Source organism: Paraburkholderia sp. RCC_158 (genome assembly GCF_041355255.1).
GTDB lineage: Bacteria > Pseudomonadota > Gammaproteobacteria > Burkholderiales > Burkholderiaceae > Paraburkholderia > Paraburkholderia graminis.
Genome location: NZ_JBFUPM010000001.1, coordinates 516909 through 541760, shown reverse-complemented (window position 1 = coordinate 541760; position 24852 = coordinate 516909). Strand labels below are relative to the sequence as shown.

14 protein-coding genes are annotated in these 24852 nt (G+C 63.1%); 5 read left to right on the top strand and 9 right to left on the bottom strand.

Features of this window, described 5'->3' with window-relative positions; all coding sequences use genetic code 11:
• Window positions 1-631: 631 nt before the first annotated feature.
• Together AB6809_RS02390 and AB6809_RS02385 are read left to right on the top strand one after the other, a co-directional pair.
• Entirely contained in the window at window positions 632-6853 is a 6222-nt protein-coding gene (locus tag AB6809_RS02390) for an ESPR-type extended signal peptide-containing protein (RefSeq protein ID WP_029966900.1), read from the top strand.
• Window positions 6854-6920: 67 nt separating this feature from the next.
• Window positions 6921-7649, top strand: a complete 729-nt coding sequence (locus tag AB6809_RS02385; protein ID WP_035569661.1) for an OmpA family protein — start codon at window positions 6921-6923, stop codon at window positions 7647-7649.
• Between the two features lie 67 nt (window positions 7650-7716).
• Here AB6809_RS02385 and AB6809_RS02380 read toward each other — a convergent pair whose 3' ends face one another.
• Window positions 7717-10365 carry a PAS domain-containing protein gene (locus AB6809_RS02380; protein ID WP_006049683.1) on the bottom strand — a complete coding sequence of 883 codons (2649 nt, stop codon included), beginning with the start codon at window positions 10363-10365 and terminating at the stop codon, window positions 7717-7719.
• 498 nt (window positions 10366-10863) lie between these two features.
• On the opposite strand from AB6809_RS02380, the gene AB6809_RS02375 reads away from it, so the two are divergent.
• Window positions 10864-12603 carry a ShlB/FhaC/HecB family hemolysin secretion/activation protein gene (locus AB6809_RS02375; protein ID WP_029966898.1) on the top strand — a complete coding sequence of 580 codons (1740 nt, stop codon included), beginning with the start codon at window positions 10864-10866 and terminating at the stop codon, window positions 12601-12603.
• Between the two features lie 17 nt (window positions 12604-12620).
• On the opposite strand, the gene AB6809_RS02370 is transcribed toward AB6809_RS02375, so the two are convergent.
• Window positions 12621-13313, bottom strand: coding sequence for a phosphatase PAP2 family protein (locus tag AB6809_RS02370; protein WP_006049679.1), 693 nt, complete (start codon window positions 13311-13313; stop codon window positions 12621-12623).
• Window positions 13314-13476: 163 nt separating this feature from the next.
• Here AB6809_RS02370 and hmpA point away from each other — a divergent pair, with 163 nt between their 5' ends.
• On the top strand, window positions 13477-14691 hold the full coding sequence (gene hmpA, locus AB6809_RS02365; protein ID WP_307260149.1) for an NO-inducible flavohemoprotein: 1215 nt from the start codon (window positions 13477-13479) through the stop codon (window positions 14689-14691).
• A 32-nt stretch (window positions 14692-14723) separates the two neighbouring features.
• Here hmpA and AB6809_RS02360 read toward each other — a convergent pair whose 3' ends face one another.
• The 4 genes from AB6809_RS02360 to AB6809_RS02345 all read right to left on the bottom strand — a co-directional run bounded on the left by AB6809_RS02360 (window position 14724) and on the right by AB6809_RS02345 (window position 20210).
• On the bottom strand, window positions 14724-15257 hold the full coding sequence (locus AB6809_RS02360; RefSeq protein ID WP_029966894.1) for a GNAT family N-acetyltransferase: 534 nt from the start codon (window positions 15255-15257) through the stop codon (window positions 14724-14726).
• A gap of 69 nt (window positions 15258-15326) precedes the next feature.
• On the bottom strand, window positions 15327-17900 hold the full coding sequence (locus AB6809_RS02355; RefSeq protein WP_371025972.1) for a response regulator: 2574 nt from the start codon (window positions 17898-17900) through the stop codon (window positions 15327-15329).
• Window positions 17901-17929: 29 nt separating this feature from the next.
• Window positions 17930-18967, bottom strand: a complete 1038-nt coding sequence (locus AB6809_RS02350; protein WP_029966890.1) for a 3-oxoacyl-[acyl-carrier-protein] synthase III C-terminal domain-containing protein — start codon at window positions 18965-18967, stop codon at window positions 17930-17932.
• Between the two features lie 175 nt (window positions 18968-19142).
• Window positions 19143-20210, bottom strand: a complete 1068-nt coding sequence (locus tag AB6809_RS02345) for a porin (RefSeq protein WP_307260146.1) — start codon at window positions 20208-20210, stop codon at window positions 19143-19145.
• A gap of 312 nt (window positions 20211-20522) precedes the next feature.
• On the opposite strand from AB6809_RS02345, the gene AB6809_RS02340 reads away from it, so the two are divergent.
• The gene (locus AB6809_RS02340) at window positions 20523-21803 is read left to right on the top strand and encodes a dipeptidase (RefSeq protein WP_307260144.1); all 1281 of its coding nucleotides are present in this window, start codon (window positions 20523-20525) and stop codon (window positions 21801-21803) included.
• A 26-nt stretch (window positions 21804-21829) separates the two neighbouring features.
• Here AB6809_RS02340 and AB6809_RS02335 read toward each other — a convergent pair whose 3' ends face one another.
• The 3 genes from AB6809_RS02335 to AB6809_RS02325 all read right to left on the bottom strand — a co-directional run bounded on the left by AB6809_RS02335 (window position 21830) and on the right by AB6809_RS02325 (window position 24852).
• Window positions 21830-22978: a branched-chain amino acid ABC transporter substrate-binding protein gene (locus AB6809_RS02335; protein ID WP_307260141.1), complete on the bottom strand. Its 1149-nt coding sequence runs from the start codon at window positions 22976-22978 to the stop codon at window positions 21830-21832.
• 201 nt (window positions 22979-23179) lie between these two features.
• On the bottom strand, window positions 23180-23947 hold the full coding sequence (locus AB6809_RS02330) for an ABC transporter ATP-binding protein (RefSeq protein ID WP_029966883.1): 768 nt from the start codon (window positions 23945-23947) through the stop codon (window positions 23180-23182).
• The gene (locus tag AB6809_RS02325; protein WP_035569659.1) at window positions 23944-24852 is read right to left on the bottom strand and encodes an ABC transporter ATP-binding protein; all 909 of its coding nucleotides are present in this window, start codon (window positions 24850-24852) and stop codon (window positions 23944-23946) included. The genes AB6809_RS02330 and AB6809_RS02325 overlap by 4 nt, the downstream gene beginning before the upstream one ends.

Here is a 24852-nt window from a genome sequence, read left to right as displayed (position 1 = left end):
AAGACTTTACGTGGACAAATGAAAAGTCTTATGAGAAAGTTCCCTTGAGCACAGAACTTTCTTTTTGTTACACGATACCCCGGGCGAGACGCGGCATCCAAAGCGAATAGGTCGGTCATCGTCTTAGATAGTGCTCAATCATTTGAATAAACGGCGCTTGTGCACGGCATGAGGCGACTCGCCATTCAGGCGCCGGCGAAACGAAGTGACGCATATCCAGGGGGCTGGCAGCTATGAGTATTCCAGGCGCAAAAAAGTCGGGCGCACGCCCGGCGAAAGAACAATATCAAGGCCGGCAATTGGCGTTCCGCCGCTCAATCGCTGCTCGTGTCTCCGTGCCGTGTCCGTTCGGACCTTCATAACGCGGCAATCCATCAATCGTCTCAGTGGTTAGTCGTCGGAAACCGGGAATGTCCGGTTGACGCGCGCGTTTTCCTTTAGCTATGCGAATTGATAGTGTGGCGATGTTTTGCGCCTGCACCGAAGATTCGTCGTCGAAAGATCAACGCTAAAGCTGTTCGCCGCTGAGCGATGTTTTAAACGCAGTAAATAGTCATCCTAAGTAAGCGGGAGGCGAGCGCACGCTCGTGCTTAAGAACTCCGCATTTCAATTATTCGGCGAGACAACGACATGAACAAGGCATATCGGACAATCTGGAACAAGGCGCTGGGCGCTTTCGTCGCGGCGTCGGAACTGGACGCGTCGCGCGGCAAGGGCAAGTCAGGGGCGGCGGCCTTGGTATGCGATGCGCGCAACGGTGAACCCGGCGAAGGCCGCGTCGCTCCGCAGCGCAACGCCAATCCACGCGTGCTGACCGTGCTGGTGGCAATGGGCGTGGGCGGATGGGGCGCGCAAGCGCAGGCCCAGGTGAACTGCGCCGCACCGCCGTACAACTCTTTCAGCGGCAGCGCGTCGTGCATGGGCGTTCAGTCCTCGGCCACTGCGGGCGGGGCGACGGCGGTAGGTTATGCCTCCAGCAGTACGGGACTCAATGGCCTGGCAGTCGGCTATCAAGCCATTGCCGCGGCTACTAATGCCATTTACCTCGGCGCTCGCACTGCGGCAGGTACGGGCGCAACTGCGCAGTCGGCGATTGGCATTGGTACGGACGTCACCGCGAGTGGCTCAGCCGGTATCGGTATTGGCGTCCAGGCCCTCGCTAGCGGCAATGTGTCGACTGCCGTCGGCGCCTTGGCGAAAGCCGCCGGAGACAACGGCGTTGCAGTCGGCGCGAACGCAAGCGCCGCGGCGTCGGGCGTGGTTGCGGTGGGCAGCGGAGCCGTCGGTTCATCAACCAATGGTGTAGCGGTCGGTTCCGGAGCTTCCGCTACCGGTGTCAACGCGGTCTATCTGGGATCGCGAACCGCTGCCGGCACCGGATCGAGCGGACTATCGTCCAACGCGATCGGCACTGACGTTGTTGCCACCGGCGACTACGCGAACGCCTTCGGCTTTCATGCGGTGGGCAGCGGAGCCGCATCGGTCGCGATTGGGTACGTCGCCAATGGTTCGGGCACGCATGGCGTAGCCGTCGGCTTTCAGTCCATTGCCAGTGGTTTGAACGCCGTCTATCTGGGCGCGCGTACCGTCGCGGGCACCGGCGCAACGGCGGACGGCGCCGTTGCTCTTGGTACGGATGTCGTCGCATCGGGCCTCTCTTCGCTGGCTGCGGGCACCGTGTCCAGAGCCACCGCACAGAACGCAGTCGCATTGGGCGCGGGAGCCGCCGCCTCGGGGCTCAACTCGCTCGCCATGATGAACGGCTCGCAGGCCACCGGAGCTAATTCGATAGCGCTGGGCTCATCGGACTCTGTCGCGGAAGGCGGTTCATCTTCGCCGGCCGCAGTCGGAGGCGCCGCGGCATCCGGCATTCGCGCGGTTGCTCTCGGTTCCGGCGCGAGCGCTGCGGGTTCGTCGTCGATTGCGCTTGGCGACTCGGCAGTGACGGGCACGAATGCGAATGCCATTGCGTTGGGCACGAATGCAACGGCGTCGGGAGCCGGCGCCGTCGCGTTGGGCAAGCAGACGGTCGCAAGCAGCGGCAATGCGACGGCCATCGGCGTTACATCGCAAGCACTGGCCGCGTCGACGGTGGCCATCGGCGACAGCAACATCGTCGCGGCGGCGGCCGGCGCCGGTTCGATCGCCGGCGGCCAGAACTCGCGCGTGCTGGGCGGAACGGGCGCGGTCGCGCTGGGTCAGGCGCAGACCGTCAGCGGCAACGGCGCCGTTGCGATCGGCGATCCCAATAGCGCGAACGGCAACGGCGCAATCGCGGTGGGCGCGAACAACACGGCCACCGGCAACGGCGCGGTAGCGCAAGGCAACGGCAACACCGCAAGCGGCCAGGGCGCCGTCGCACTCGGCAACGCCAGCAACGCGACCGGCGCGAGCGCACTCGCATTCGGCGACTCCGCCGTGGCGAACCTGGGCGGCGCGATTGCGTTGGGCGCAAACGCGACGGCGGCCAATGCAAACGCCGTGGCGCTCGGCGCCGGCAGCGTCACGGGCGCCGCCGTCAACACCGCCACTGTCACGGTGGGCGGCGTCACGCATGGCGTGCAAGGCACGACGCCAGGCAGCACCGTGAGCATCGGTTCGGTCGGCAACGAGCGGACGCTCACGAATCTCGCCGCGGGCCGCGTGACTGCAACCAGCACCGACGCCGTGAACGGCAGCGAACTGTATGCGACCAACCAGGCAGTCGACAGTCTGACGAGCGGCACGGTCGGCCCGTTCGTGTCCAACAACTCGGTCACGTCGACGCAGCCGGTATCGTCCGGCGCGAATGCGGCGGCCGGCGGCTTCGGCGCGACGGCGAGCGGCGCCGCGTCGCTCGTGGTCGGCAATCAGTCCACCGACAACGGCGTCGCGAACTCCACCGTGTTGGGCCAGGGCGCGAGCATCGCGAGCGGTGTGACCGGTTCGAACGTGGCGCTCGGGCAGGGATCGTCGGTCACGTCGGCCGCGGTGCCGACCGGCAGCGGCGTCATCAACGGCGCGACCGTTATTTATGCGGGCGGCGCACCGGCCGGCGTGGTCAGCGTCGGAACCGCGGCGGCGCCGCGTCAGCTCACCAACGTCGCGGCCGGACGCGTGAACGCGTCGAGCACGGACGCGGTGAACGGCTCGCAGCTTTTCGCCGCCGATGCCGCCATCGACACAATCGGCGGCCAGGTGACGAACCTCGGCAACACCGTGGCGTCGAGCCTCGGCGGCGGCACCACGTACAACAGCACGACCGGCGCGCTGACCACCAACCTCAGCTACGGCGGCAACACTTATTCGTCGGTACAGAACCTCATCACCGCGATCACCGGCGGCGGCAGCGCGCCGGGCATCAAGTACTTCCACGCGAACTCGACGGCGCCGGACAGCCAGGCGCTCGGCACCGACAGCGTCGCGATAGGCCCGAACGCGGTCGCGACGAATGCAAATGACGTGGCGCTCGGCTCCGGTTCGCAGACCGGCACCGCGACGCCGACCGCGAGCGCGACCATCGGCGGCACGGTGTACAGCTTTGCCGGCACGAATCCGACGAGCGTGGTGAGCGTGGGCGCATTGGGCGCCGAGCGGCAGATCCAGAACGTGGCGGCGGGCACGCTGAGCGCGAGCAGCACGGATGCGGTGAACGGCTCGCAGCTCTACCAGACCAACCAGGCGGTCGACAGTCTCGCGACAACCGTGGCCGCCGACAAGACGCATTACTACAGCGTCAACGACGGCGGCACGCAAGGCGCCAACTACAACAACAACGGCGCGACCGGACTGAACTCGCTGGCGGCGGGCGTCGCGGCAGCGGCAAGCGGCGCGAGCAGCTTCGCGGGCGGCAACGGCGCTTCCGCGGTCGCGGACAATGCTGTTGCGTTGGGCGCTTTGTCGAGTGCGTCGGTGGTGGGCGGCGTCGCCATTGGCTCGGGTTCGGTCTCCGATCGCGCGGTGCTGTCGGGCGTCGGCTCGATTGCAAACGGCAGCCATTCGATTCCGTTCAACACAGCGGACCAGACCTTGCTCGGCGCAGTGTCGTTCGGCAGCGCGAGCGCCAACACATATCGTCAGTTGACGAATGTCGCGGACGGCACGCAGGCGCACGACGCCGTCACGATCCGGCAGTTGGCGGGTGCGCTGTCATCGTTTGCCGTGACGGGGCAGTTGTACTTTCACGCGAATTCGGCGGCAGCGGATTCGCTCGCGGTCGGTGCGGAGTCGATTGCTGTCGGACCGACGACCGTGGTCAACGGCGACAACGGAGTGGGCGTCGGCAACGGCGCAATCGTCGACGCGACTGCACCAGGCGGCGTCGCAATCGGCCAGGCCGCTAACTCGGCACAGGCTGATGCGATCGCGGTCGGCAGCGGCTCAGTCGCGAGCGGCGCGCAGTCGATTGCTCAAGGCGCGAACGCAAGCGCCGCCAATGCCGGGTCCATCGCAATCGGTTCAGGCGCGCAAAGCACTGCAATCGATGCCCTCGCGCTCGGCGCCGGCGCGAACGCGACATCGGCGAACAGCGTCGCGCTCGGCTCCGGCTCGCAGACCGGCACGGCAACGCCGACGTCGAGCACGACCATCAACGGCACGGTCTATGGCTTCGCGGGCACGAATCCGACGAGCGTCGTGAGCGTCGGTGCGGCGGGCGCCGAGCGGCAGATCCAGAACGTCGCAGCGGGACGTCTCGACGGGACGAGCACGGACGCGGTCAACGGCTCGCAGTTGTATCAGAGCAATCAGGCGATCGACGCGCTGGCCACCACCGTCGCCGCCGACAAGACGCATTACTTCGACGTCAACGACGGCGGCACCCAGGGCGGCAACTACAACAACGACGGCGCGACGGGCGTCAACGCGTTGGCGGCGGGCGTCGGAACGGTCGCGGCGGGCGCGGGCAGCACGGCGCTCGGCCAGGGCGCGACGGCGAGCAACGCGAACGACGTGGCGCTCGGTTCGGGTTCGCGGACCGGCACCGCGACGCCGACCGCGAGCGCGACCATCGGCGGCACCGTGTACAGCTTTGCCGGCACGAACCCGACGAGCGTGGTGAGCGTGGGCGCGCCAGGTGCCGAGCGGCAGATCCAGAACGTGGCCGCGGGCACGCTCAGTTCGGGCAGCACGGATGCAGTGAACGGCTCGCAGCTCTACGCAACCGATCAGGCAGTCGACAACCTCGCCAGCGTCGTGACGGCCAACGCGAAGCACTACTACAGCGTCAACGACGGCGGCACGCAAGGCGCCAACTACAACAACGACGGCGCGACCGGTCTCAACGCATTGGCGGCGGGCGTAGCTGCAGCGGCGAGCGGCGCGAGCAGCTTCGCGGGCGGCAATGGCGCTTCGGCGGTGGCGGATAACGCGGTTGCGCTCGGCACTTTGTCGAGTGCGTCGGTGGTGGGCGGTGTCGCGATGGGCTCGGGTTCGGTGTCCGATCGCGCGGTGCTGTCGGGCGTCGGCTCGATTGCAAACGGCACGCACGCGATTCCGTTCAACACGGCCGACCAGACCTTGCTCGGCGCGGTGTCGTTCGGTAGCGCGAGCGGCAACACGTATCGTCAATTGACGAACGTCGCGGATGGCACGCAGGCACACGACGCCGTCACGATCCGGCAGTTGGCCGGCGCGTTGTCGTCGTTTGCCGTGACGGGCCAGTTGTACTTCCACGCGAATTCCACGGCGGCGGATTCACTTGCGGTCGGTGCGGAGTCGATCGCTGTCGGGCCGACCACTGTGGTCAACGGCGACAACGGCGTGGGCGTCGGCAATGGCGCAATCGTCGACGCGACGGCGCCTGGCGGCGTCGCAATCGGCCAGGCCGCGAACTCGGCGCAGGCGGATGCGATTGCGGTCGGCAGCGGCTCGGTTGCAAGCGGCGCACAGTCGATTGCTCAAGGCGCGAACGCTAGCGCGGCCAACGCCGGATCGATTGCAATCGGCTCAGGCGCGCACAGCACCGCAATCGACGCGCTCGCGCTCGGCTCAGGCTCCAGCGCATCGTTTGCGAACAGCGTCGCGCTTGGAGCCGGATCGGTGACGACGGTCGGCGCGGTCAGCAATTACATCGCGTATGGCTTGAGCACGCCGCAGTCGTCGGCGGGTGAAGTGAACATCGGCAACCGGCAGATCACCGGCCTTGCGGCGGGCAAGGCCGGCACCGACGCCGTCAACGTCTCGCAACTCGATGCAGTGGCAAGCCGCTTGACCACACTCATCAGCCAGCAGACGACCAACAACGGCGGCAGCTTCTCGTCGTCGCCCGGCACGCCCACGCCTCCGGCTCCTTCGGGCACGAACTCGTCGGCGGGCGGGCAGGGCGCGGTGGCGTCCGGCACGAACAGCTCGGCGGTGGGCAACGGTTCGACCGCATCGGCCAGCGGTTCGACTGCGGTGGGCGCCGGAGCGACATCGACGGGAGCAGGTTCGACGGCGCTCGGCTCCGACAGTAACGACGGCGGCCGCTCGAATGTCGTGGCAGTGGGCTCCTCGGGCACGAACCGGCAGGTCATCAACGTGGCAGCCGGCACCGCGCCGACGGATGCCGTCAACGTCCAGCAGTTGAACGCCACGCTTTCGCAGGCGAACGCCTACACCGATGCTCGCATGAACGAACTGCAGAACGGCATCAATTCGACGGCGCGCAATGCGTATTCGGGCATCGCGGCGGCGACCGCGCTCACGATGATTCCGGAAGTGGACAAGGACAAGACGTTGTCGCTCGGCATCGGCACGGCGGGCTTCCGCGGCTATCAGGCGGTGGCGATCGGCGGCACGGCGCGTCTCACCGAGAACGTGAAGATGAAAGCCGGCGTCGGCATGAGCCCCGGCGGCACGACGGTCGGCGTCGGCGCGGCCATGCAATGGTAAGTCGTGAACGCGGGGCCGCAGCCGCGCGCCACGCATTCTTCGCCACACACAGTTTATGGAGTACCAGATGAACCGACTCTTTTTTGCAAGCCTTTTCAATAGCGCCGTGCTCGTCATAACCGGATGCACGGCGGCGAGCGGCCCGACCTTCAACGCCTATTCCGTCGACTCGAACAACGGCGCGCGCACCTACCGCGCCGAGTGCCACGGATTGTTCGAAAGCGCGTCGACCTGCATGGACGTTGCGAAACGCATTTGCGGCGACAAGGGCGTGCAGCCGATCGACAAAATAGACCGCGTGCGCGCCGCCGACGACAACCGCAGCGACCCGCGCATTCTGCTGTTCAAATGCGGCCAGGAAGCGGGCAACAATGCGGCGGCCGACACGGGCGCCGTCGCTGCGCAAGCGCCCACGCTCGAGAGTTTTGCACTGGAAAGCGATGCGTTGTTCCCGTTCGGCAAGTCAGCGGCTGACACGATGCTGCCGTCTGCGAAAGCGCAACTCGACGAGATCACCGCGCGCATCCGCAAGCACGAGCAGGTGAGCGCGATCGAGGTCGTCGGCCACACCGACAGGCTCGGTCCCGAATCGCTCAACGGACCGTTGTCGCTCGCGCGGGCCAACACCGTGCGCGACTATCTGATCGCTCACGGACTGGACGGCAGCATCATTCAGGCGAAGGGCGTCGGCGCGAGCCAGCCGCGAACGAACTGCGCGGACCGCGAGGGCCGCGCGCTGATCGCGTGCCTGCAACCGGACCGGTATGTGTCGATCACGGTTCAGGGACGCAAGTGATGTGAGCGTGGGGGCGGCGCGGGTAGGCTCGATGCACCGCTCCCGGCTTAATGCTGCGTTCGATGCCTCACTCCGCATGCGGCGACGCCGCGGCGGGCGAGAGTTCCGCGAGCAGCGACATCAGGTACTCGATGTCGACCGGCTTGACGAGATGATGGTCGAAGCCGGCCGCCTGCACACGCAGATGATCGTCGGCCTGGCCGTAACCCGTCACCGCGATCAGCACGGGCCGCGTCTCGCCTTTCTGGCGAATCAGCCTCGCGAGTTCGTAGCCGTCCGTGTCCGGCAGACCGATGTCGAGCAGCGCGGCATCCACCGGCTCGGCCTCGGCTTTCGCGAGCGCATCCTGCGCGCCATACGCGACGTCGACGTGATAGCCCTCGCTCTCGCAAAGCAGGGCGAGCGAGTCGGCGGCGTCCTTGTTGTCGTCGACGATCAGCACATGCAGCGAAGCGCGCTCGGCATGCGAGGCACCGCTCGCCGACGGTTCGTCGTGCGACGGCGCGGCCGTTTCCGGCGCATGCGAAAGCGGCAGTCTGATCGACACCGTCGCGCCGCGGCCAGGGCCGGGGCTAGCGATCTCGATTGTGCCGCCGTGCAGCTCGACCAGCTTTTTCACCAGCGACAAGCCGATGCCGAGACCGCCATGCGCGCGGTCGAGCGTGCGCTCGCCTTGCGCGAAAAGATCGAAGATGTGCGGCAGCAGATCGGGCGAAATGCCGCTGCCGTTGTCCTCGATCGTGACGGTCGCGAAGCGCTCGTCGGCGAGCGCGGTCACGCACACGCTACCGCCGTGGTCGGTGTACTTGCACGCGTTGTTCAATACGTTGACGAGAATCTGCGACAGACGCAGCGGGTCTGCATGCAGCCACACGGGCGTGGGCGGCAAGCGCACGGTGAGGTGCTGGCCGCGCGAGGCCGCCATCGACGAGACGGTTTCCAGTGCGCCATAAACCGCGGTGCCGAGCAGGAGCGGCTCGCGTCGAAGCACGATGCGTCCGTGCGTGATGCGCGACACTTCGAGCAGGTCGTCGACGAGTTGCGCCATGTGATCGACCTGCCGGCCGAGCATGCCGACCAGTTCGCCGGGCTTCATGCCGGCGTCTTTCTGCCGGCGCAGCAATGCAATCGCGTTGCGCATCGGCGCGAGCGGATTGCGCAGTTCGTGCGCGAGCATCGCGAGGAATTCGTCCTTGCGGCGATCCGTTTCGCGCAGCGCAAGTTCCAGCGTCTTGCGCTGCGTGATGTCCACCGCGCTCGCAATGACGCGCCACGGCCGACCGTCGGCGTCGCGTTGCAACACGGCCTGGCTTTGCAGCCAGCATTCCTGGCCGTTCATCGCGATGCGGAACTCGAGCGGCTCGTCGAATTCGCCGGTGAGCGCGACGCGGCGCATCGCAGCATCCACCGCGGCGCGGTCTTCAGCGTGCACGCGATGCAGCGCCGCGTCATACGACAGCGCAATCGGTCCGGCCAGCACGCGGGGCATTGCGTCGACGGTGTCCCAGCAGACCGTCCACGAATCCAGCGACAGATACCCGATAATCATCTTCGCGGCGCGCATCGCGACCTGAAGACGCAGGTTGCGCTCCTCGAGTGCGGCCGCGGCCGCGCGCTCGTCGGTCACGTCGGTTGCCATGCAAAACCATTCGCGCAGTGTGCCGTCGTCGTCGCGCAATGGCGCGGCACGCGCGGACATGGTCCGCCAACTGCCGTCGCGCCGACGCAAGCGGAACGTCATCGAGCCTGGCCGCTCGGCCTTGACGATGCCCAACCACTTGTCGCGCGCGCTGTCCTGATCGTCGGGATGAACGAGATCGAGCCATTCGCAGCCTGTGCTTAAGCCCTCTTGCGGAGCGAACGAGTGCCAGTTGCCGAGCTGATGGTTACGGCCCGCCGCGTCCGCAATCCACGTCAGTTCCGAACTCGCTTCGACGAGCGCGCGATAGCGCTGCTCGCTGCGTTCGCGTTCGGTTTGCGCGTCGTGCTGCTCGGTGATGTCGAAGGTCACGCCGAATACGCGCTCGATTTCCGAGCCGCTACCGCAGTCCGTTTCGCCGCGCGTGCGCAGCCACAAACGGCGTCCGTCCTCGAGTTCGATCGGGAAATCGAGTTCGAACGGCACACATTCGTGCAGGCGCCCCGTCAACTCGCGCGCGAACCACGCGCGGTGGCTTTCGGGGATTCTGTCGAAGAGCCATTGCAACGGCACTTCCGCCTGCTGCTGCTCGAGCCCGTAGATGTGCGCGAGCTGGGCGCTGATGCGCGCCGTGCGGCTGCCCATGTCCCATTCCCACGCGCCGACGCGCGCCGCGTCGAGCGCGAAGCGCAGACGCCGTTCGCCGATTTCGTAAGCCTCGCCGGCCTTCACGAAGTCGTCGATGTCCATCGCGATGCCGCATGCGCCGGTGACGACGCGCGCGTCGTCGAAAATCGGCTGAAGGCGCAGCTTGTGCCAACGGTACTTGCCGTCGAAGCGCTGCAGGCGCGCGTTGACCTTCGCGCTTTCGCCGGCGGTGAGCGCGCTGCGCCAGGCGTCGAGCACTTTCTTCACGTCGCATTCGAGAACGAACTGGTCCCAATGCAGCGTGGTGTTCGGCGCGAAGGGATTGCCAAGGTAGTTGCGGCAAGCGATGTTGGTATAGGTGACAATTCCGCGCGCGTCCGCGGTCCAGACAAGAGCCGGAACCTGATCGGCAATATCGTTGTTGCTCATTGCGTTATCAATCGCACCGTTTTACTGCTTCGATAGAACGTTTGCCTGCACCGCAAGTGGATTGAAGCACTGCGCTGCGTGAGCGAAGTGACAATCCATCGTCCTGTGCGCGGCGCCTCGCTGCTATTGGGGAAAGCCTGGGCTCGCGCCCCATTGCAGCGCGCCGCTGCTTATGCCCTGGCCAATTCCGCAGACCTTTAGGCGCAATAGGTCGAGATCGCGCGATCCGTGCCCCATTGTGCGCCTGAAAGCCGCTGCAATAATACGGGCGTGCGCACAATCGGGCCGCCTCGCGAGAGCACAATCCACTTATTAGCATGCGGCGCGCCTTGCGCGGGACAGGAGACGTGATGAACAGTATTTCGCCGACATCGTATGCAAGCCGCGCCGACGGCGTGCGCCCGATGCCGTTCAATGCGCCGCATTCCGTGTTGCGCTCGCAGCTTGCGCGTTAAGCGGCGTATTTCATCGACGGATGCGCTGGCGCGCGTCGGCAGCATGCGCTGCTCGCTGCTGGCGTGTTGCATTGCGTGTTGCGTAACAGCGGCGCTTCACTCTTCCGCCGTGCTCGCGCAGGCATGGCGAGACCTTGCGCCGCAGCCGACGCCGCCCACTCCGCGCACTGCGCCGTCGCAACCTTCCGCGCCATCGGAAGAGAATGCCGCGCAGATCGCAGTGCCCCGACTCGAGGGACTGGTGTTCCAACCGGCCGGCGCGAGCGCTCCTGCCGCCACAACGCAGCCCCGCATTGCCGCCGAAGATTTGCCCCTGCTCGACGCGGCTTTTCTTCATTCGTTCGACGGCGATCTCGACAAGCCTCTCACGTTCGGACGTCTTGCCGACATGCGCCGTGCCGTGGTAGAGCGTTATCGCGCCGCCGGCAAACCGCTCGTGGATGTGTACGTGCCCGAGCAGGACGTGAGTTCCGGCGTCGTGCATATTGCAGTCGCCGAGTTTCGCCTGGGACAGGTGCGCACGAATGGCAATCGCTATTTCTCCGACGATCTGCTCAAACGCGAAATGCCGCTCGAAGCGGGGGCACCGATTCTGCAGTCGGACGTTTCGCTCGGTCTCGCGGTACTCAACGCCAATCCTTATCGACGCGTGGATGCGGTCTTTGCGCCAGGCGAAGCGGCGAATTCAACCGACGTCATCCTGCAGACCGACGACCGTCTGCCGCTTCGCATGAGCGCCGGCTACGACAACGCGGGCGTGCGCGATCTCGGCCGCGACCGCTTTTTTGCCGGCATCGACTACGGCAATCTGTTTGGGCTCGATCAGCATGTCGCGTATCAATTCACGGCGAGCAACGATTTCTTCAGCGGCAACCCGGACATTGAAGGACGCCCGAACCGCGCGCGCTTCATGGCTCACGCGCTGAACTACATTGCGCCGCTGCCGTGGCACGACAGCATCGAACTGTTCGGCGTCTATGCGCAGAGCACGCCGCGTCTGCCGGACAGTTACGGGCAAACGGGCATTTCCGCGCAGATGAGCGTCCGCTACGACTGGCGTCTGCCGACCACGACGAATACCGCGCAGCTCGTTCAGTTCGGCTATGACTTCAAGCGCAGCAACAACAATCTGGAATTCGGCGGCTTTCAGGTGTTCAACTCGAACACACACATCCATCAGTTTCTGCTTACCTACGATGTCAGTCAGCCGGGCGACGCGGGCGTCGGGCATCTATCGGCGACACTCGTGGGAAGTCCTGGCGGACTGGACGGCTCTAACAACGACGCCGCGTTCGCCGCCGCGCGGCAAGGCGCGACCGCTCGCTATGCGTATCTGCAACTCGCAGCACAACGCGCGATTGCGCTGGGCGGCTTTACGTTGACCGGGCGGGGCGCGTTCCAGTGGACGCCGAATACGCTGCTACCGAGCGAGGAAATGGGCCTCGGCGGCGAGACCAGCGTGCGAGGCTACGAGCCGTACGTCGTGCTAGGCGATCGCGGCTGGAACGTGCAGACGGAATTGCGTGCGCCCGCGTTGCAGTTCGGCGGGAGCGGTGCGGCCGCGCAACCGTTTGTGTTCGTCGACGCGGGCCATGTGTGGAACCGCGACGATCAACTCGCGGAACCCGCTCATGGGTCGCTCGTTAGCGTCGGCGCAGGCGTGCGTTTTCAATGGTCGCGCTTCGTCGATTTTCGTTGCACGTATGGCGTGCCGCTGCGTGCGCCGACGCCGGGCGCATCGAAGGCACCGATGGTGCTTCTGTACGTTTCTATCGGCAGTTAAAGCCTGCGTCGCACGCGTTATACATGTTTCAGCACGCTGCTCGCGAGCTTGCGCAGTTCGTCGAACTGGGTGACGAGTTCGAGACAGAGCACGAAGGCCAGCATCGCGGAAGGGCCTGGGTAGCGCTCGCTCAATCGCAATAGCGGGCCGGCGTAACGCGCGCGAACGGCTTCGCGTGTCATGACCCACGTGATCGCGATTCCGATTGCCGCGCCGACCAGCAGATCCGTCGGATAGTGAAAGCCGAGATAGGCACGCGGGACGCAGATAAAGAGCGCGGTGTAGATCAGCGCCAGCACGCCGATGCGCTTGCAGATCAGAAAGATGCCGGTGGCGATGGCCATCCATAGCATCGCGTGGTCGCTGGGGAATGAACTCCACGAAGACAGCAACGCGTCTTTGGACACGCCGGCCGCAAAGTGCAGATTCAGTTCGGAGCTATAGACGGGGCGCACTCTGAACGGCAGCCAGTGCGTGAGCGTTCTTCCTACAAAAAGCGCGACGAGACCGCTGAGTATCGTTGCAATGACCATTTCGCGCCGCCATGCACTGCGCTCGCCGGATTGAAACCACATCCACCACAACACCGGTATCAGCAGAAGACCCTTGAAGGTGTAGAGATCGGCGAGTGCCTGTATTGCATGCGTTGTGTGCAAGCCGAAGTGAATGTTTGAAAGATATGTCTCAATGGTTATATCGAAGCTATTCATTTTTTTGTGGGGTTCCCAATCAAACGGCTAATGGTCAGTGTAACTGATGATTAGCCGTCGCCAATTTTCGCCGGATGCGTTGCTGTCACGCGGTTTGCTACATGCGTTTATTCATGGACTCTCGCGCGCTCGCGACGCGTGCACCGCATGAAAGGAGAGGCAAATGCTTACGCAGAAAACGAAGGACGTTGTAAAAGCTACGGCCCCTGTGCTGGCGCAGCATGGGCTGCCGATCATCAAGCGCTTTTACAAACGATTGTTCAACGCGCACCCGGAACTGAAGAACGTATTCAACATGGCCCACCAGGATCAGGGCCAGCAACAGCAGGCTCTCGCGCGCGCCGTCTACGCTTACGCCGAGAACATCGAGAATCCCGGCAGTCTCGCGGCGGTGCTGAAAAACATTGCCAACAAACATGCAAGCCTGGATGTCCGGCCGGAGCATTACCCGATTGTCGGAGAACATTTGCTCGGCGCGATCAAGGACGTACTCGGCGACGCCGCCACCGACGAGATCATCTCCGCGTGGGCGCAGGCTTATGGCAATCTCGCGGACCTGTTGATGGGAATGGAAAGCGAGTTGCGCGAGAAGTCGACGCAACAGCTCGGCGGCTGGACGGGCTGGCGCAAGTTCGTGGTCAAGGAAAAACGGCCTGAGAGCAGCGTGATTACATCGTTTGTGCTTGAACCGTTGGACGGGCAGCCGGTCGTCAACTTCGAGCCGGGTCAGTACATCAGCATTGCCGTAGATGTCCCTTCGTTGCAGTTGCAACAGATTCGCCAGTACAGTCTGTCCGACATGCCGAATGGGCGCAGCTATCGCATCTCCGTCAAACGCGAGGAGGGCGACGCTTCACGGCCGCCGGGCTATGTGTCGTCGCTGCTTCACGAGCATGTGAACGTGGGCGACGAAGTCAAACTCGCCGCGCCGTACGGCACGTTTTATATCGACGTACACGCGAAAACGCCAATCGTGCTGATCAGCGGCGGCGTCGGTTTGACGCCGATGGTCAGCATGCTCAAGCGCGCGATTCAGGACCCGCAGCGGCAAGTGGTATTCGTGCATGGCGCGCGAAACGGTGCGGTTCATGCGATGCGCGACAGGCTTCGGCAAACCGCCGCGACGTATGCGAACTTCAAGGCGGTGGTCTATTACGAGAACCCGCTACCCGCCGATATAGCGGGTCAGGACTATGACCGTGCGGGCTTTATCAATCTCGATGAGTTGCGTGATCTGATTCTGCTTCCCGACGCGGACTACTACATTTGCGGGCCTATTCCGTTCATGCGCTTGCAGCACGATGCATTGCGCGCGATGGATATTCCCGAGACGCGGATTCATTACGAGGTGTTCGGCCCGGACCTGTTCGAGGAGTGAGTGCCGCGCTTCATTGAACGGCTTTACGGCGTTTATGCAATGAGTTGCTTATGAAAGAAAGTAGTGCCGCAAAAGCTGCCGTCGGGCATCAACGCATAGTTCGGCACTTCTCCGACACGTTGCCAGCCTGCGCGCTCATAGAGCCGCTCGGCATCTCCGCCGGTCACAGTGTCCAGCACGAGTACGGACTTGCCGGCGCGGCGCGCTTCGTCGTCGACGGCGGTCATCAGACGAGCCGCAATGCCGCGACGCCTCGCGTCTCGGTGCACGAGCATCTTCGCGACATCCGCGCGATGAGGCTGGTTCTCGGGCTGCGCCGTGATCAGTTGCACGGTGCCGACGATCTTGCCGTCAGCGCGTTCGGCAACCAGCAGGATTCGCTCGTCGCGGGCCACGCCATTCGCGACCTGTTGCCAGAAGCGAAGCGCGGTTTCGCGCGAGATAGGCAACATGAAGCTGACCGACGCGCCGCCTTCCACGCAGTCGATCAGCAGATCGGCGAGCGAATCGACACAGGCCATTGCTTCGTCGGCATGGATGCGTCGAATGGCTATCGTTTCAGTCATCGTTGGCTCCGTGAGTTGAAAGGCAAGTATGTTTAGTGCTGCCGGTTAGCAAGGCGTTGTCAAAGATCATTAGTCGCTCAATGTCTTGCGATGATTCTCAGGCGCCTTCGCCGACGCAAAATATGTCTGCAACGCGGGCGCCGAGCGGTCGCTCAACGAGCAGATTCGCGCGAGCCAGTCTGCCTCAGCAGGCCATTCGCCTTCCAGCACGCGCGGATAAATCTGGCGCACGAACTGATGCAGCGCTTTTGCACCGATATTGCCACTGACGCCGAGCAGCACATGCAAGGCGTCGCGTGTCGCGTCGAAGTCGCGCGCGCTAACGCTCGCGGCGAGTTGCGCCACCGTCGAGCGAATCTGTTCGATGCCGTTGAGGAATGTCTGGTCAAGCAAGTCCAGCGCGACCAGTTCCTGAAGATGTTTCTCGTCGAGCAACGGACCTTCATGCAACGCGGCGAGCTTGCCCGCAGGCAACGTGTTCTCGGGCGACGGCGCCGCGTCCGCCGTCACATGACTCACTCGATGGCGTGCAAACTGCCGCGCCAGCGCTGCATATAGCGCGCCGATTTGCGCGGGCTTGGTCATCACTTCGTTCATGCCCGCGGCGAGACAGCTTTCTATTGCCTCGCGATCTGATTGACTGGTCAACGCGATGATCGGCACGCTCGCGTAGGCATCGGAGCGCGCGCGGATCAGCGCGGTGGTCTCCACGCCGCCCATGCCGGGCATGTTCATATCCATCACGATGGCGTCGATAACGACGCCTTGCTGCAAGCGCGCCAGCACGGCCGGTCCATGCTCGGCTTCGACGACCGTCGCGCCGAATCGCTCCAGATAGCCTTTCGCGACCAGTCTGCTGTACGTGTCGTCGTCCGCAAGAAGAATCGTTTTGCCGACGAATCCGTCGAAGCGCTGCGTACGGCCATGCCGATGACCGTTCTCGAACAGCTTGTGCAAAACACCGATCAACTCGACCATGCTCGCCGACTTGCTGACGAATTCGTCCATGCCTGCGCGGCGCGCGAGAGATCGCGCCACGTTGCCCGGCTCCGCCGTATAAGCGACGACGATCACATTGCAGTTCGGGTTGCGATGATCGGCGCGAATTCGTTCGGTCACCGTGTAGCCGTCCAGCGTCGGCATGTTGATGTCCATCAGCACCAGGTCCCACGGCTGGGACTCGCTGAGCGCGGCGAGCGCGGCCTCGCCGTCCGCTGCGTCGCCAGGCTTTGCGCCCACCTTCGACAGTGCCCGTTGAACGCGCGTGCGCTGGTCTGCATCGTTATCGACAACGAGAATACGTTTGCCGTCGAAAAACGGGGCGGCGCGATTAAAGATTTGCTGCTCGTGCTCGGCGACCTCGCTTTCGGAAACGCGCGGAAATTCGAGTGTGAACTGCGTGAACTGACCGACCTCGGAGCGGCAGCGTATCGTGCCGCCGAACGCGCGCATTGCGCGCTGACAGTAAGCGAGTCCGAGGCCCGAGCCTGCGGAATTGCCCGCTGTGCGAAACGGCTCGAAAAGATGCGGCAGGATTTCGGGCGCAATGCCGGGACCGGTGTCGTGCACGATTACTGTCTGCCGATCCACCGTCAGCGTGAGCGTGGCCAAAGGATGCGCCGCAATGTGATGCAGCGCATTCTTGATCAGATTGAAAAGTGTAAACAGATAAACCGTTTCGTCGACCTTGAAGGTGAAATCTTCGAGCACCGCGAGTCTGACTCTCGCGCGTTCGTTCTGGTCGCCGAAGCCGTATTCGTCCAGCGCCTTGCGCGTTGCGGCCGCTGCGCTCAGATACGTGAACTGTTCCGGGCGGATGGCTTTCGCGCTGACTTCGTCAAGTGTCATCGCGATGATGCGCAACCCGCGCTCGATCGATAACTGCCCGTGCGCCAGGTGCCGATACAGCAGTGCAATCCGGCGCTGTGATGCGGCCGGCGGCGAGTCATGATCTATCGCAGCGGGCAAGACTTCTTCTACTCTATCGAGAACATGCTTGAGCTGGCTGAGAGGATTGCGCATTTCATGAGCGATCGACCCGGCAAGCGCCCGAAGCGCGCCGGTTCTCGCCTGTGCGACGATCCCCTTCAGATTGCTGTATGAGAAGGTGATGCCGGCGAAAATGCCAAACGTGAAAACCGGCAGATAGGTGTAGAGAAAGAGATGCGCGTCGACGTGGACGGCTTCCGGAATAACGATTCGCGCGCACAGAATAGCAGCGCCTATGCCGAGCGCAAGATTCAGTGACAACGCAACGAAAGACGGAAAGATGGCGATCAGAAAGAACACCATGCCCAGTTCCGCCATCGACCAGAGCATCGAGTAATGACCGGACAGCAGGTAGTAAGTGAAGAAAAACGGTAGCGTGTACGCTACCGTTACGAAGTAAAACCACGGCAGGAGGCGCGCTGTCCTCGCGGGCCAGAAACGGCGCAGAAGCAGCAATGCGCAGCTCACGGTGCCGACAACCCGCATCAGCAGGTTCTCGTTCGGTTGAGGATCGATGAACGTCCACCACAACCAGTACACCGGATGTCCAACGGTGCCGATCAGCCCCACAGCCAATACGCTGTAATCGGAGACCTTTGCGGCATCGGACACGACCCGGTTGAGATAGCGGATGCCCCCTGAAATGGCTTTCATGTCGCTCTTTAACTTTTATTGAACCGGCCTCAGAACTTGAAGCTGCTGACGTTGAATGACATGCCGGCACTGCCAACCCAGCACAACACTCTGTCGCCGCGCTTCAGTTCTCCGCTGTCTTTTGCCATCGCTATCGCGGCGGGAATAGAGGCCGAAACGAGGTTTCCCGTTTCCGGATAGATGTGATACATCTTGTCCTCTATTCCGGCCTTTTCTCCGTAGCCGTGCCACGCGGCCTTCGAAGAAGCATGGGTAAAGACAATGTCGATGTCTTTCCTCGGAATCGGCAGTTTAGCGAGTACCGCGGACAGTTCGTCGGAATTCTTGTGAAGCTCGTGGCCGAACGATGTAAAACGCATGTCGCCGTTCTTGCCAATTCTTTCCGACGGATGGCAGAAGCCTTCATAGCCGGGAATCGGAATGGTGCACAGGTCCGATACCTGGGGCTTGCCCCGAAAGGCAAAATTGAAGTTCTCCGGCTCGTTGGCGACCAGCAGCGTGGCGGTGGCGGCCTCGCCGATCGTAAACGACGGCAGCGTGTATTCGATTTGCGCCTGGTTCTTCAACGCAAAATTCCCCGGGTAGAGTGGACCGCCTGCGAGCATATTGAATTCGGCATTCACGATCATAGCGTTTCTGTACTGACCGCACTTGAACAAACTGTCGATAATCGACATCGCTCGTGTCCAGCTCATGCAGGCGTCCACCACGTCGAAGCATTCCGCATTGATGAAGCCGAGCGTGCTCGCCATCATGTGGCTATTGCCCGGCTCGAGAAACCCTCTGCCGATGCCGACATAAATAAACAGCTCGATATGCTCGGGCCGCAAATAGGTTTCCGACAAAGCCTTGCGAGTGGCCATGGCGACGTGATCGATGGGCGATTCATGGCTGTCGCACCAGCGCCGGTTGACGAGCCCGCTTCTGTCGAGCAGTGTCTTGATGGTGCGTATGCCTCTGTCGATGTCCCCGTCGTAGCCGGTGGAATGAAACCGGATCATGTCGGCGACTTCGTCATTGGTGACGATTCGGGAAGGCAGGCTGACCGCAACGTTCTTGATAAGCATAAACAATCCGTGAAAGAGGGTTTTTGGTGGATGGAGTCCCGTTCGCGCGTGGCGGCGGGCGCGGGTACTTCGGCGTCCGCCTCACGGCGCTCGTACATTAACGCGTCCACCGCGACTGGCGAAAATACCGTCGCCCTCGCTGGATCATTTAATCGGCCTCGCGGCCGATATCTGGCTAGAACCGCTCGATCATTCCCAATTGCACGCCGCGAACCGGCGCACCCGGATAGGCCGCGGGAAGGCCGGTGACGTTGACGCCGCGCAGGGTGAAGGTGGCGTCGTGGTGGTTGCGCAGCATTGCGCCGCTCGCGTAGAGCGTGAGTTTCGGCGAAAGATCGTATTCGCACGCCACGCTGAACTGGTCCGCGTCGTTGTCGCCGCCCGAGCGATCGCGTGCGTACGCATAGCCCAACGAAGCGCGCAGGCGCGGCGAGAACGCATAGCGCATCGAAAGCGAAAGGCCGTCGTCGTGATACCGCGGCGAACCGCCGTCGCCGTTGAAGAACGACGCATAGGCGGTCGCTTGGCCGAACTGGTAGGAGACACCACCGAGGTTCGCGCGCAAGGTCGTACCGCCATGCGTTTGCTGATGCGCGTAGGAAACGCGAAGCGGTCCGTTGCAATAGGCAAACGTTTCGTAGTCGCCGGATAGCCCGTTGCCGTTGCCGTTGCCATCGCCGCTGTCGCGCAGTGCGACCATGACCGTCGTCGTGAAGCCGTGAAAGTCCGGCGACAGATAGGCGATGCCGTTGTCGGTATAAGGCGTGATTTTGGACAGGTTATTCAACCCCGAGGCGATCGTCCCCGCGCCGAAGGCGTCGAGTTGTCCTTTGAACGGAATGTAGATCGGCGAGTACTGACGGCCCACACGCACTTCGCCCCACGGCGCGCCGATGCCGATCCACGCCTGGCGGTTGAAGATCGTGCCGGGGGTGGCCAACGTGCCGTCGGCCGAGCTGAAGCCGTTTTCCAGTTCGAACAGAAGGCGTGTGTCCGAGTCCAGTTGCTCCGAGCCGCGCAAGCCGATTCGCGAGCCGCGGTAAGCGCCCGAGTCGAGGCGCGGCGTCCACGATGAGCCGGGGTTCGTGACTTCGATACTGGTGTCGATCGTGCCGTATAGCGTGACCGTGTTTTGAGCGAGAACATTCGGCGCTACGGAAAAGCATGAGCTCGCGATGGAGAGAAAGAGCACCAGCCGCGCCGTGCGGTTGTTGCGTGAATGAAAGGGCTCGGTAAAGTGCATCGAATGTTTTTGATGGAATAGCGGATATACCGCGAAAATAAAGCGGAGGCTCTGCCGACGGAATCTTTGCATACGTCGCGTTTAACTGCATGCTGCCATCAGACCATCAATCGGATACTAATGACAATGCCGCCAACCGACGACGACTCAATGCCATTCTCATCGATATGGGCCATGATCCGAGATGACCCGGCAATAGATCAAAACCGCTGCATGGTGGAAATAACAGGCTGGATGATTCCACTAGACCCGACCGCAATCACCGTCGACTATTTCCTCCTCGCCGCGCAAGAACCTTGTTGCGGTGGCTGCGTGCCACGCGATCCTTTCACTTGCATTGAAGTCATTCCGCTCGAGCCGGTCGCGCTCGACGCGGGCCTAGTCACCATGCGTGGCCGTCTGATGCGACTCGTTGACGATCCTGCGGGCTGGCGTTATCGGCTCGAAATGGCCGAGCGCGTCGATGAAGCGGCGAGCGTCACCCAGCCACCCTTATCGCGCATGACTCGGCGTGCATTCCTCGCGTCAACCACCGCGCTGGGGCTCGCGGCTTGCGCGCCTGGCCGCTTTGCCAGATACACCGATTCGCGCTCAGAACAGCAGCAATGGCAAGCATCCCCGGGCGCATTGACCATCGACATGCACAGTCATGCGGGCCATGTCATCGTCTCACGCGATCCGGCCATAGGCGACCATCGGCCATTGACGCCCGTCAGCGCCCCGATGCGCGCGGGCGGGATGAATGTGATCTGCCTCGCCATCGTCACCGATACCGTCGTCACGCACGTGTCCGCCGATCGCAAGCGTTTCGAGGCGTGGCGCGAGCCGCAGCCAGGCGAGCTATATCGACTCGGCCAAACGGAATTCGCCCGCGCGAAAGAACTGGTCGATCGCGAGCAACTCGTCATCGTGACGAATGCAAGCATGCTGGCGTCGACGGAAAAAGAAAGACCGCGCGTGATCATCGCCGCCGAGGGCGCGGACTTTCTGGAGGGGCAACTGGAGCGTATCGACGAGGCGTACTCGCGCCATCATCTACGTCACCTTCAATTGACGCATTACCGTGTGAACGAACTCGGCGACATTCAAACGGAGGCGCCTGTTCACGGCGGCTTGAGCGATTTCGGCGCGGATGTCGTGCGCCGCTGCAATGCGCTGGGTATTGTGGTGGACGTTGCGCACGGCACGTTCGATCTCGTGAAGCGCGCAGCTTCAGTCACGACGAAGCCGTTGGTGCTCTCGCACACGGCGCTCGCAGGACATCCGGGCGCGCGCAGCCGCCTGATCACAGCCGACCATGCGCGCGCTGTCGCGGACACGGGCGGCGTGATCGGCGTGTGGCCGAGTTCCGGCACATTCCACGACCTCGATGCGATGGCGCACGGCTTCAAGCGCATGGCGGATGTGGTGGGCGTCGAACACGTCGGCCTCGGCACCGACATGCTCGGCTTCATTGCGCCGCCGGTTTTCACGCGCTATGAACAACTACCGGCGTTGGGCGCAGCATTGCTCGCCACCGGCTTCTCCCAAACAGAAACCGAACAGCTACTAGGCGGCAACTATCGGCGCGTGTTCGAGGCGTCGTTGAGCTGACTCTCACTCAACAACGCCCCCAACCCTCAAAGCCCACTAACCGTCTTCACCGTCACCCACTGTCCGTTCTTCACCTGATAAAGCGTGGAAGAACCGGTCTTAAGCGAGCCGTTCGCGTTGAACTCGATCTGCCCTGTGATGCCTTCGAAGTTGATGTTCTGCAGCTTCGCGCGGTAGTCGTCGGGCTTGGTCGAATTGGCTGCCTGCATCGCCTTGATCGCGGTCCACGCGGCGTCGTAGCCGAACGGCGCATACGAGAGCACGTCCTGGCCGAACTTCTGCTTGAAGCGCTCGGCGAACTTTGCGCCGACGGGCGTGCTGTCGAGCGGGCGCCCGTACTCCCATGCCATTGCGCCTTCCGACACGTTGCCCGCGAGCTTGATAAAGTCGACGTCCTTCACGCCGCCGCCGCCCACGTACTGCGCCTTGAGGCCGAGCTGGTTCATCTGCTTCATGATGCCGGCCGCTTGCGGATTGAGCGCGCCCACGAAAATCAGATCGGGGTTCTTGCTCTTTAGGTTCGTGAGCTGCGTCTTGAAGTCCGTCGCCTGATTCGTCGTGTATTCGCGATCGATGATGTCGCCGCCGTGCGCCTTCACTGCCTTCACGAACTCATCGGCTTCGCCTTGACCGAAGGCCGTGCGGTCGTCGATCACCGCGATGCGCTTGGCCTTCGTCGTCGTCACTGCATAGGCGCCCGCGGTGCCGGCGTTTTGCGCGTCGCTCGAAATCACCATGAAGACGTTCTTGTAGCCGCGGCTGCTGATGACTGGATTAGTCGCCGCCGGATCGATGACGGGCAAGCCCGCTTTCTCGTAGAGATCGGAAGCAGGAATGGTCGTGCCGGAATTGAAGTGCCCGACGACAACCGACACGCCTCCATCCACGAGCTTTTGCGCGACCTGCACGCCGACACGCGGGTCGGCCTGATCGTCTTCGGAGACGAGTTCGAACGAGACAGGCTGGCCGTTGATCTTGACGCCTTGCGCTTTGGCGTCGTCGAGCGCCATTTTGACGCCGTTCTGCAGGTCTTTGCCGTAACTGGCGTTGGGCCCCGTGAGCGGTGCCGCAAAGCCGATTTTGACGACCGTCTCCGCGCGAGAGGCGAGCGGTGCGACGGCGAGCAGTGCCGCAACTGCAACTGCGATAGGGGTGAAAGTCTTAGCAAAACGCATGTCTTCTCCTTTTTGTCGGCAAGCATGAGGTCACTGCTATGGCGTCCGCGAACGGCCGCCAGGAAGACTGATAACGCTCCGTCTTTAACTTTCTCGACGGTCCCTGTCCGCATTACGGCACAGCAGGGCAACACGAAGCAATCGGGACAAATACTCCTGCTGCGCGCGAGCGCGAGTCGGCGGCTGCTTCGACGCGATCTTTCATAAAGACGCGTCCACGCCCAATGCTTCGACAGCCTTGCGCTGATAACCGCCGGTCGCGAGCAACAGCGTGCGCGAGTACTCGCTCTCGACCTGCTGCGCGCGAATCTTCTCGATCGGAAGCTCTTCAACGATCTCTCCATTGCGCATGATCGCCACGCGCGAGCACAGAAAGCCGACTACCGCCAGGTTGTGGCTGACGAGAATCATCGTGAGATTCCGCTCGCGATGCAGGCGCTTGAGGAGGTTGAGGATTTCGGCTTGCACGGAGACGTCGAGCGCGGAAGTCGGTTCATCGAGAAGCAACACGCGCGGCTCGACAATCAACGCGCGCGCGATCGCAACGCGCTGTCGCTGTCCGCCCGACAATTGATGCGGATAGCGGAAGCGATACGACGGATCGAGGCCGACTTCACGCAGCGCATTCACAATGCGCGCTTCCTCGCCGCCGATTCCGTTTATGTTGAGCGGTTCGCGCAGCGTCTGATCGACGGTGAAGCGCGGATGCAGCGAGCCATACGGGTCCTGAAAGACCATCTGCACATGACGCCCGCGCATGTCGCGATCCGCGCCGGCGATATGCACGGACCCTTCGGCAGCCGGCGCGAGTCCGCTCAGCGCGCGAAGAATAGTCGACTTGCCGGAGCCTGATTCACCGACGAGACCGAAGACTTCACCGGCCTCGACATGAAAGCTCGCACCGCGTACCGCATCGAAGAGTCCGGCAACCGTCTTGAAGCGCACGGTCAGTGCATCGACGCGGATCATAGCGACGCTCCTTGCTGCTGGCCGATGTCGCTGACGTCGCCGATCTCGCTGAGCCACGCGGCGTCGCGCGAGAGCACGGGCAATTCGGCCGGTGGGTCGACAAGCGGCGGATTGGCCGCAAGCAGCCCGCGGGTATAAGGATGCTGCGCGTGGATCAGATCGCGCGCGGCGCACGTTTCGATGACGCGGCCGGCGTACATCACGACCACGCGGTCGCAGAACGACATCACGAGCGGCAGGTCGTGACTGATGAAGATGAGGCCGGTCTGATGCTTTTCGATCAGCTCATCGAGCACGGCCAGCACTTGCATCGAGACGAGCACATCGAGTGCGCTCGTCGGCTCGTCGGCGATCAGCAGACGCGGGCCTGTTGAAACCATCATCGCGATCATCACGCGTTGCCCCATGCCGCCCGATAGTTCATGCGGATAAGAGCGGGCGACGCGTTCAGGATTGCGGATATGCACGGACTCGAGCGCCGCAATGACTTTTGCCCGCATTGCACGACGGCCAAGCTTCGGCTCGTGCAGCGCGAACGCTTCGCGCATCTGCTGCTCGACGGTCATGACCGGGTTGAGCGAATACTTCGGGTCCTGCAGCACCATGCCCATCTGCGAGCCGCAGAAGCGGCGGCGTTTGTCCGTCGGCATGGTCAGCATGTCGTGTCCGTCGAAGCGTAGCCGCTTGGCCGTGCAATGCGCGGCGGGCGGCAACAAGCCGAGCAGCGCGCGGCCCGTGAGCGACTTTCCAGAACCGGATTCGCCGACGATGCCGAGTCGCTCGCCCTTCTTCAACGTCAACGACAAACCCCGCACCGCTTCATTCAGCGTGCCGTCGTGCGCGCGAAAGGCAATGCGCAGATCGTCGATTTCATACAGCGGTGCATCCGCTTCGTCGTTGCGCAT

Excerpts from the sequence above, each read along its gene's own strand:
- AB6809_RS02390 (WP_029966900.1), top strand. The coding sequence starts at position 632 with ATGAACAAGGCATATCGGACAATCTGGAACAAGGCGCTGGGCGCTTTC.
- AB6809_RS02385 (WP_035569661.1), top strand. The coding sequence starts at position 6,921 with ATGAACCGACTCTTTTTTGCAAGCCTTTTCAATAGCGCCGTGCTCGTC.
- AB6809_RS02380 (WP_006049683.1), bottom strand. The coding sequence starts at position 10,365 with ATGAGCAACAACGATATTGCCGATCAGGTTCCGGCTCTTGTCTGGACC.
- AB6809_RS02375 (WP_029966898.1), top strand. The coding sequence starts at position 10,864 with ATGCGCTGCTCGCTGCTGGCGTGTTGCATTGCGTGTTGCGTAACAGCG.
- AB6809_RS02370 (WP_006049679.1), bottom strand. The coding sequence starts at position 13,313 with ATGAATAGCTTCGATATAACCATTGAGACATATCTTTCAAACATTCAC.
- hmpA (WP_307260149.1), top strand. The coding sequence starts at position 13,477 with ATGCTTACGCAGAAAACGAAGGACGTTGTAAAAGCTACGGCCCCTGTG.
- AB6809_RS02360 (WP_029966894.1), bottom strand. The coding sequence starts at position 15,257 with ATGACTGAAACGATAGCCATTCGACGCATCCATGCCGACGAAGCAATG.
- AB6809_RS02355 (WP_371025972.1), bottom strand. The coding sequence starts at position 17,900 with ATGAAAGCCATTTCAGGGGGCATCCGCTATCTCAACCGGGTCGTGTCC.
- AB6809_RS02350 (WP_029966890.1), bottom strand. The coding sequence starts at position 18,967 with ATGCTTATCAAGAACGTTGCGGTCAGCCTGCCTTCCCGAATCGTCACC.
- AB6809_RS02345 (WP_307260146.1), bottom strand. The coding sequence starts at position 20,210 with ATGCACTTTACCGAGCCCTTTCATTCACGCAACAACCGCACGGCGCGG.
- AB6809_RS02335 (WP_307260141.1), bottom strand. The coding sequence starts at position 22,978 with ATGCGTTTTGCTAAGACTTTCACCCCTATCGCAGTTGCAGTTGCGGCA.
- AB6809_RS02330 (WP_029966883.1), bottom strand. The coding sequence starts at position 23,947 with ATGATCCGCGTCGATGCACTGACCGTGCGCTTCAAGACGGTTGCCGGA.
- AB6809_RS02325 (WP_035569659.1), bottom strand. The coding sequence starts at position 24,852 with ATGCGCAACGACGAAGCGGATGCACCGCTGTATGAAATCGACGATCTG.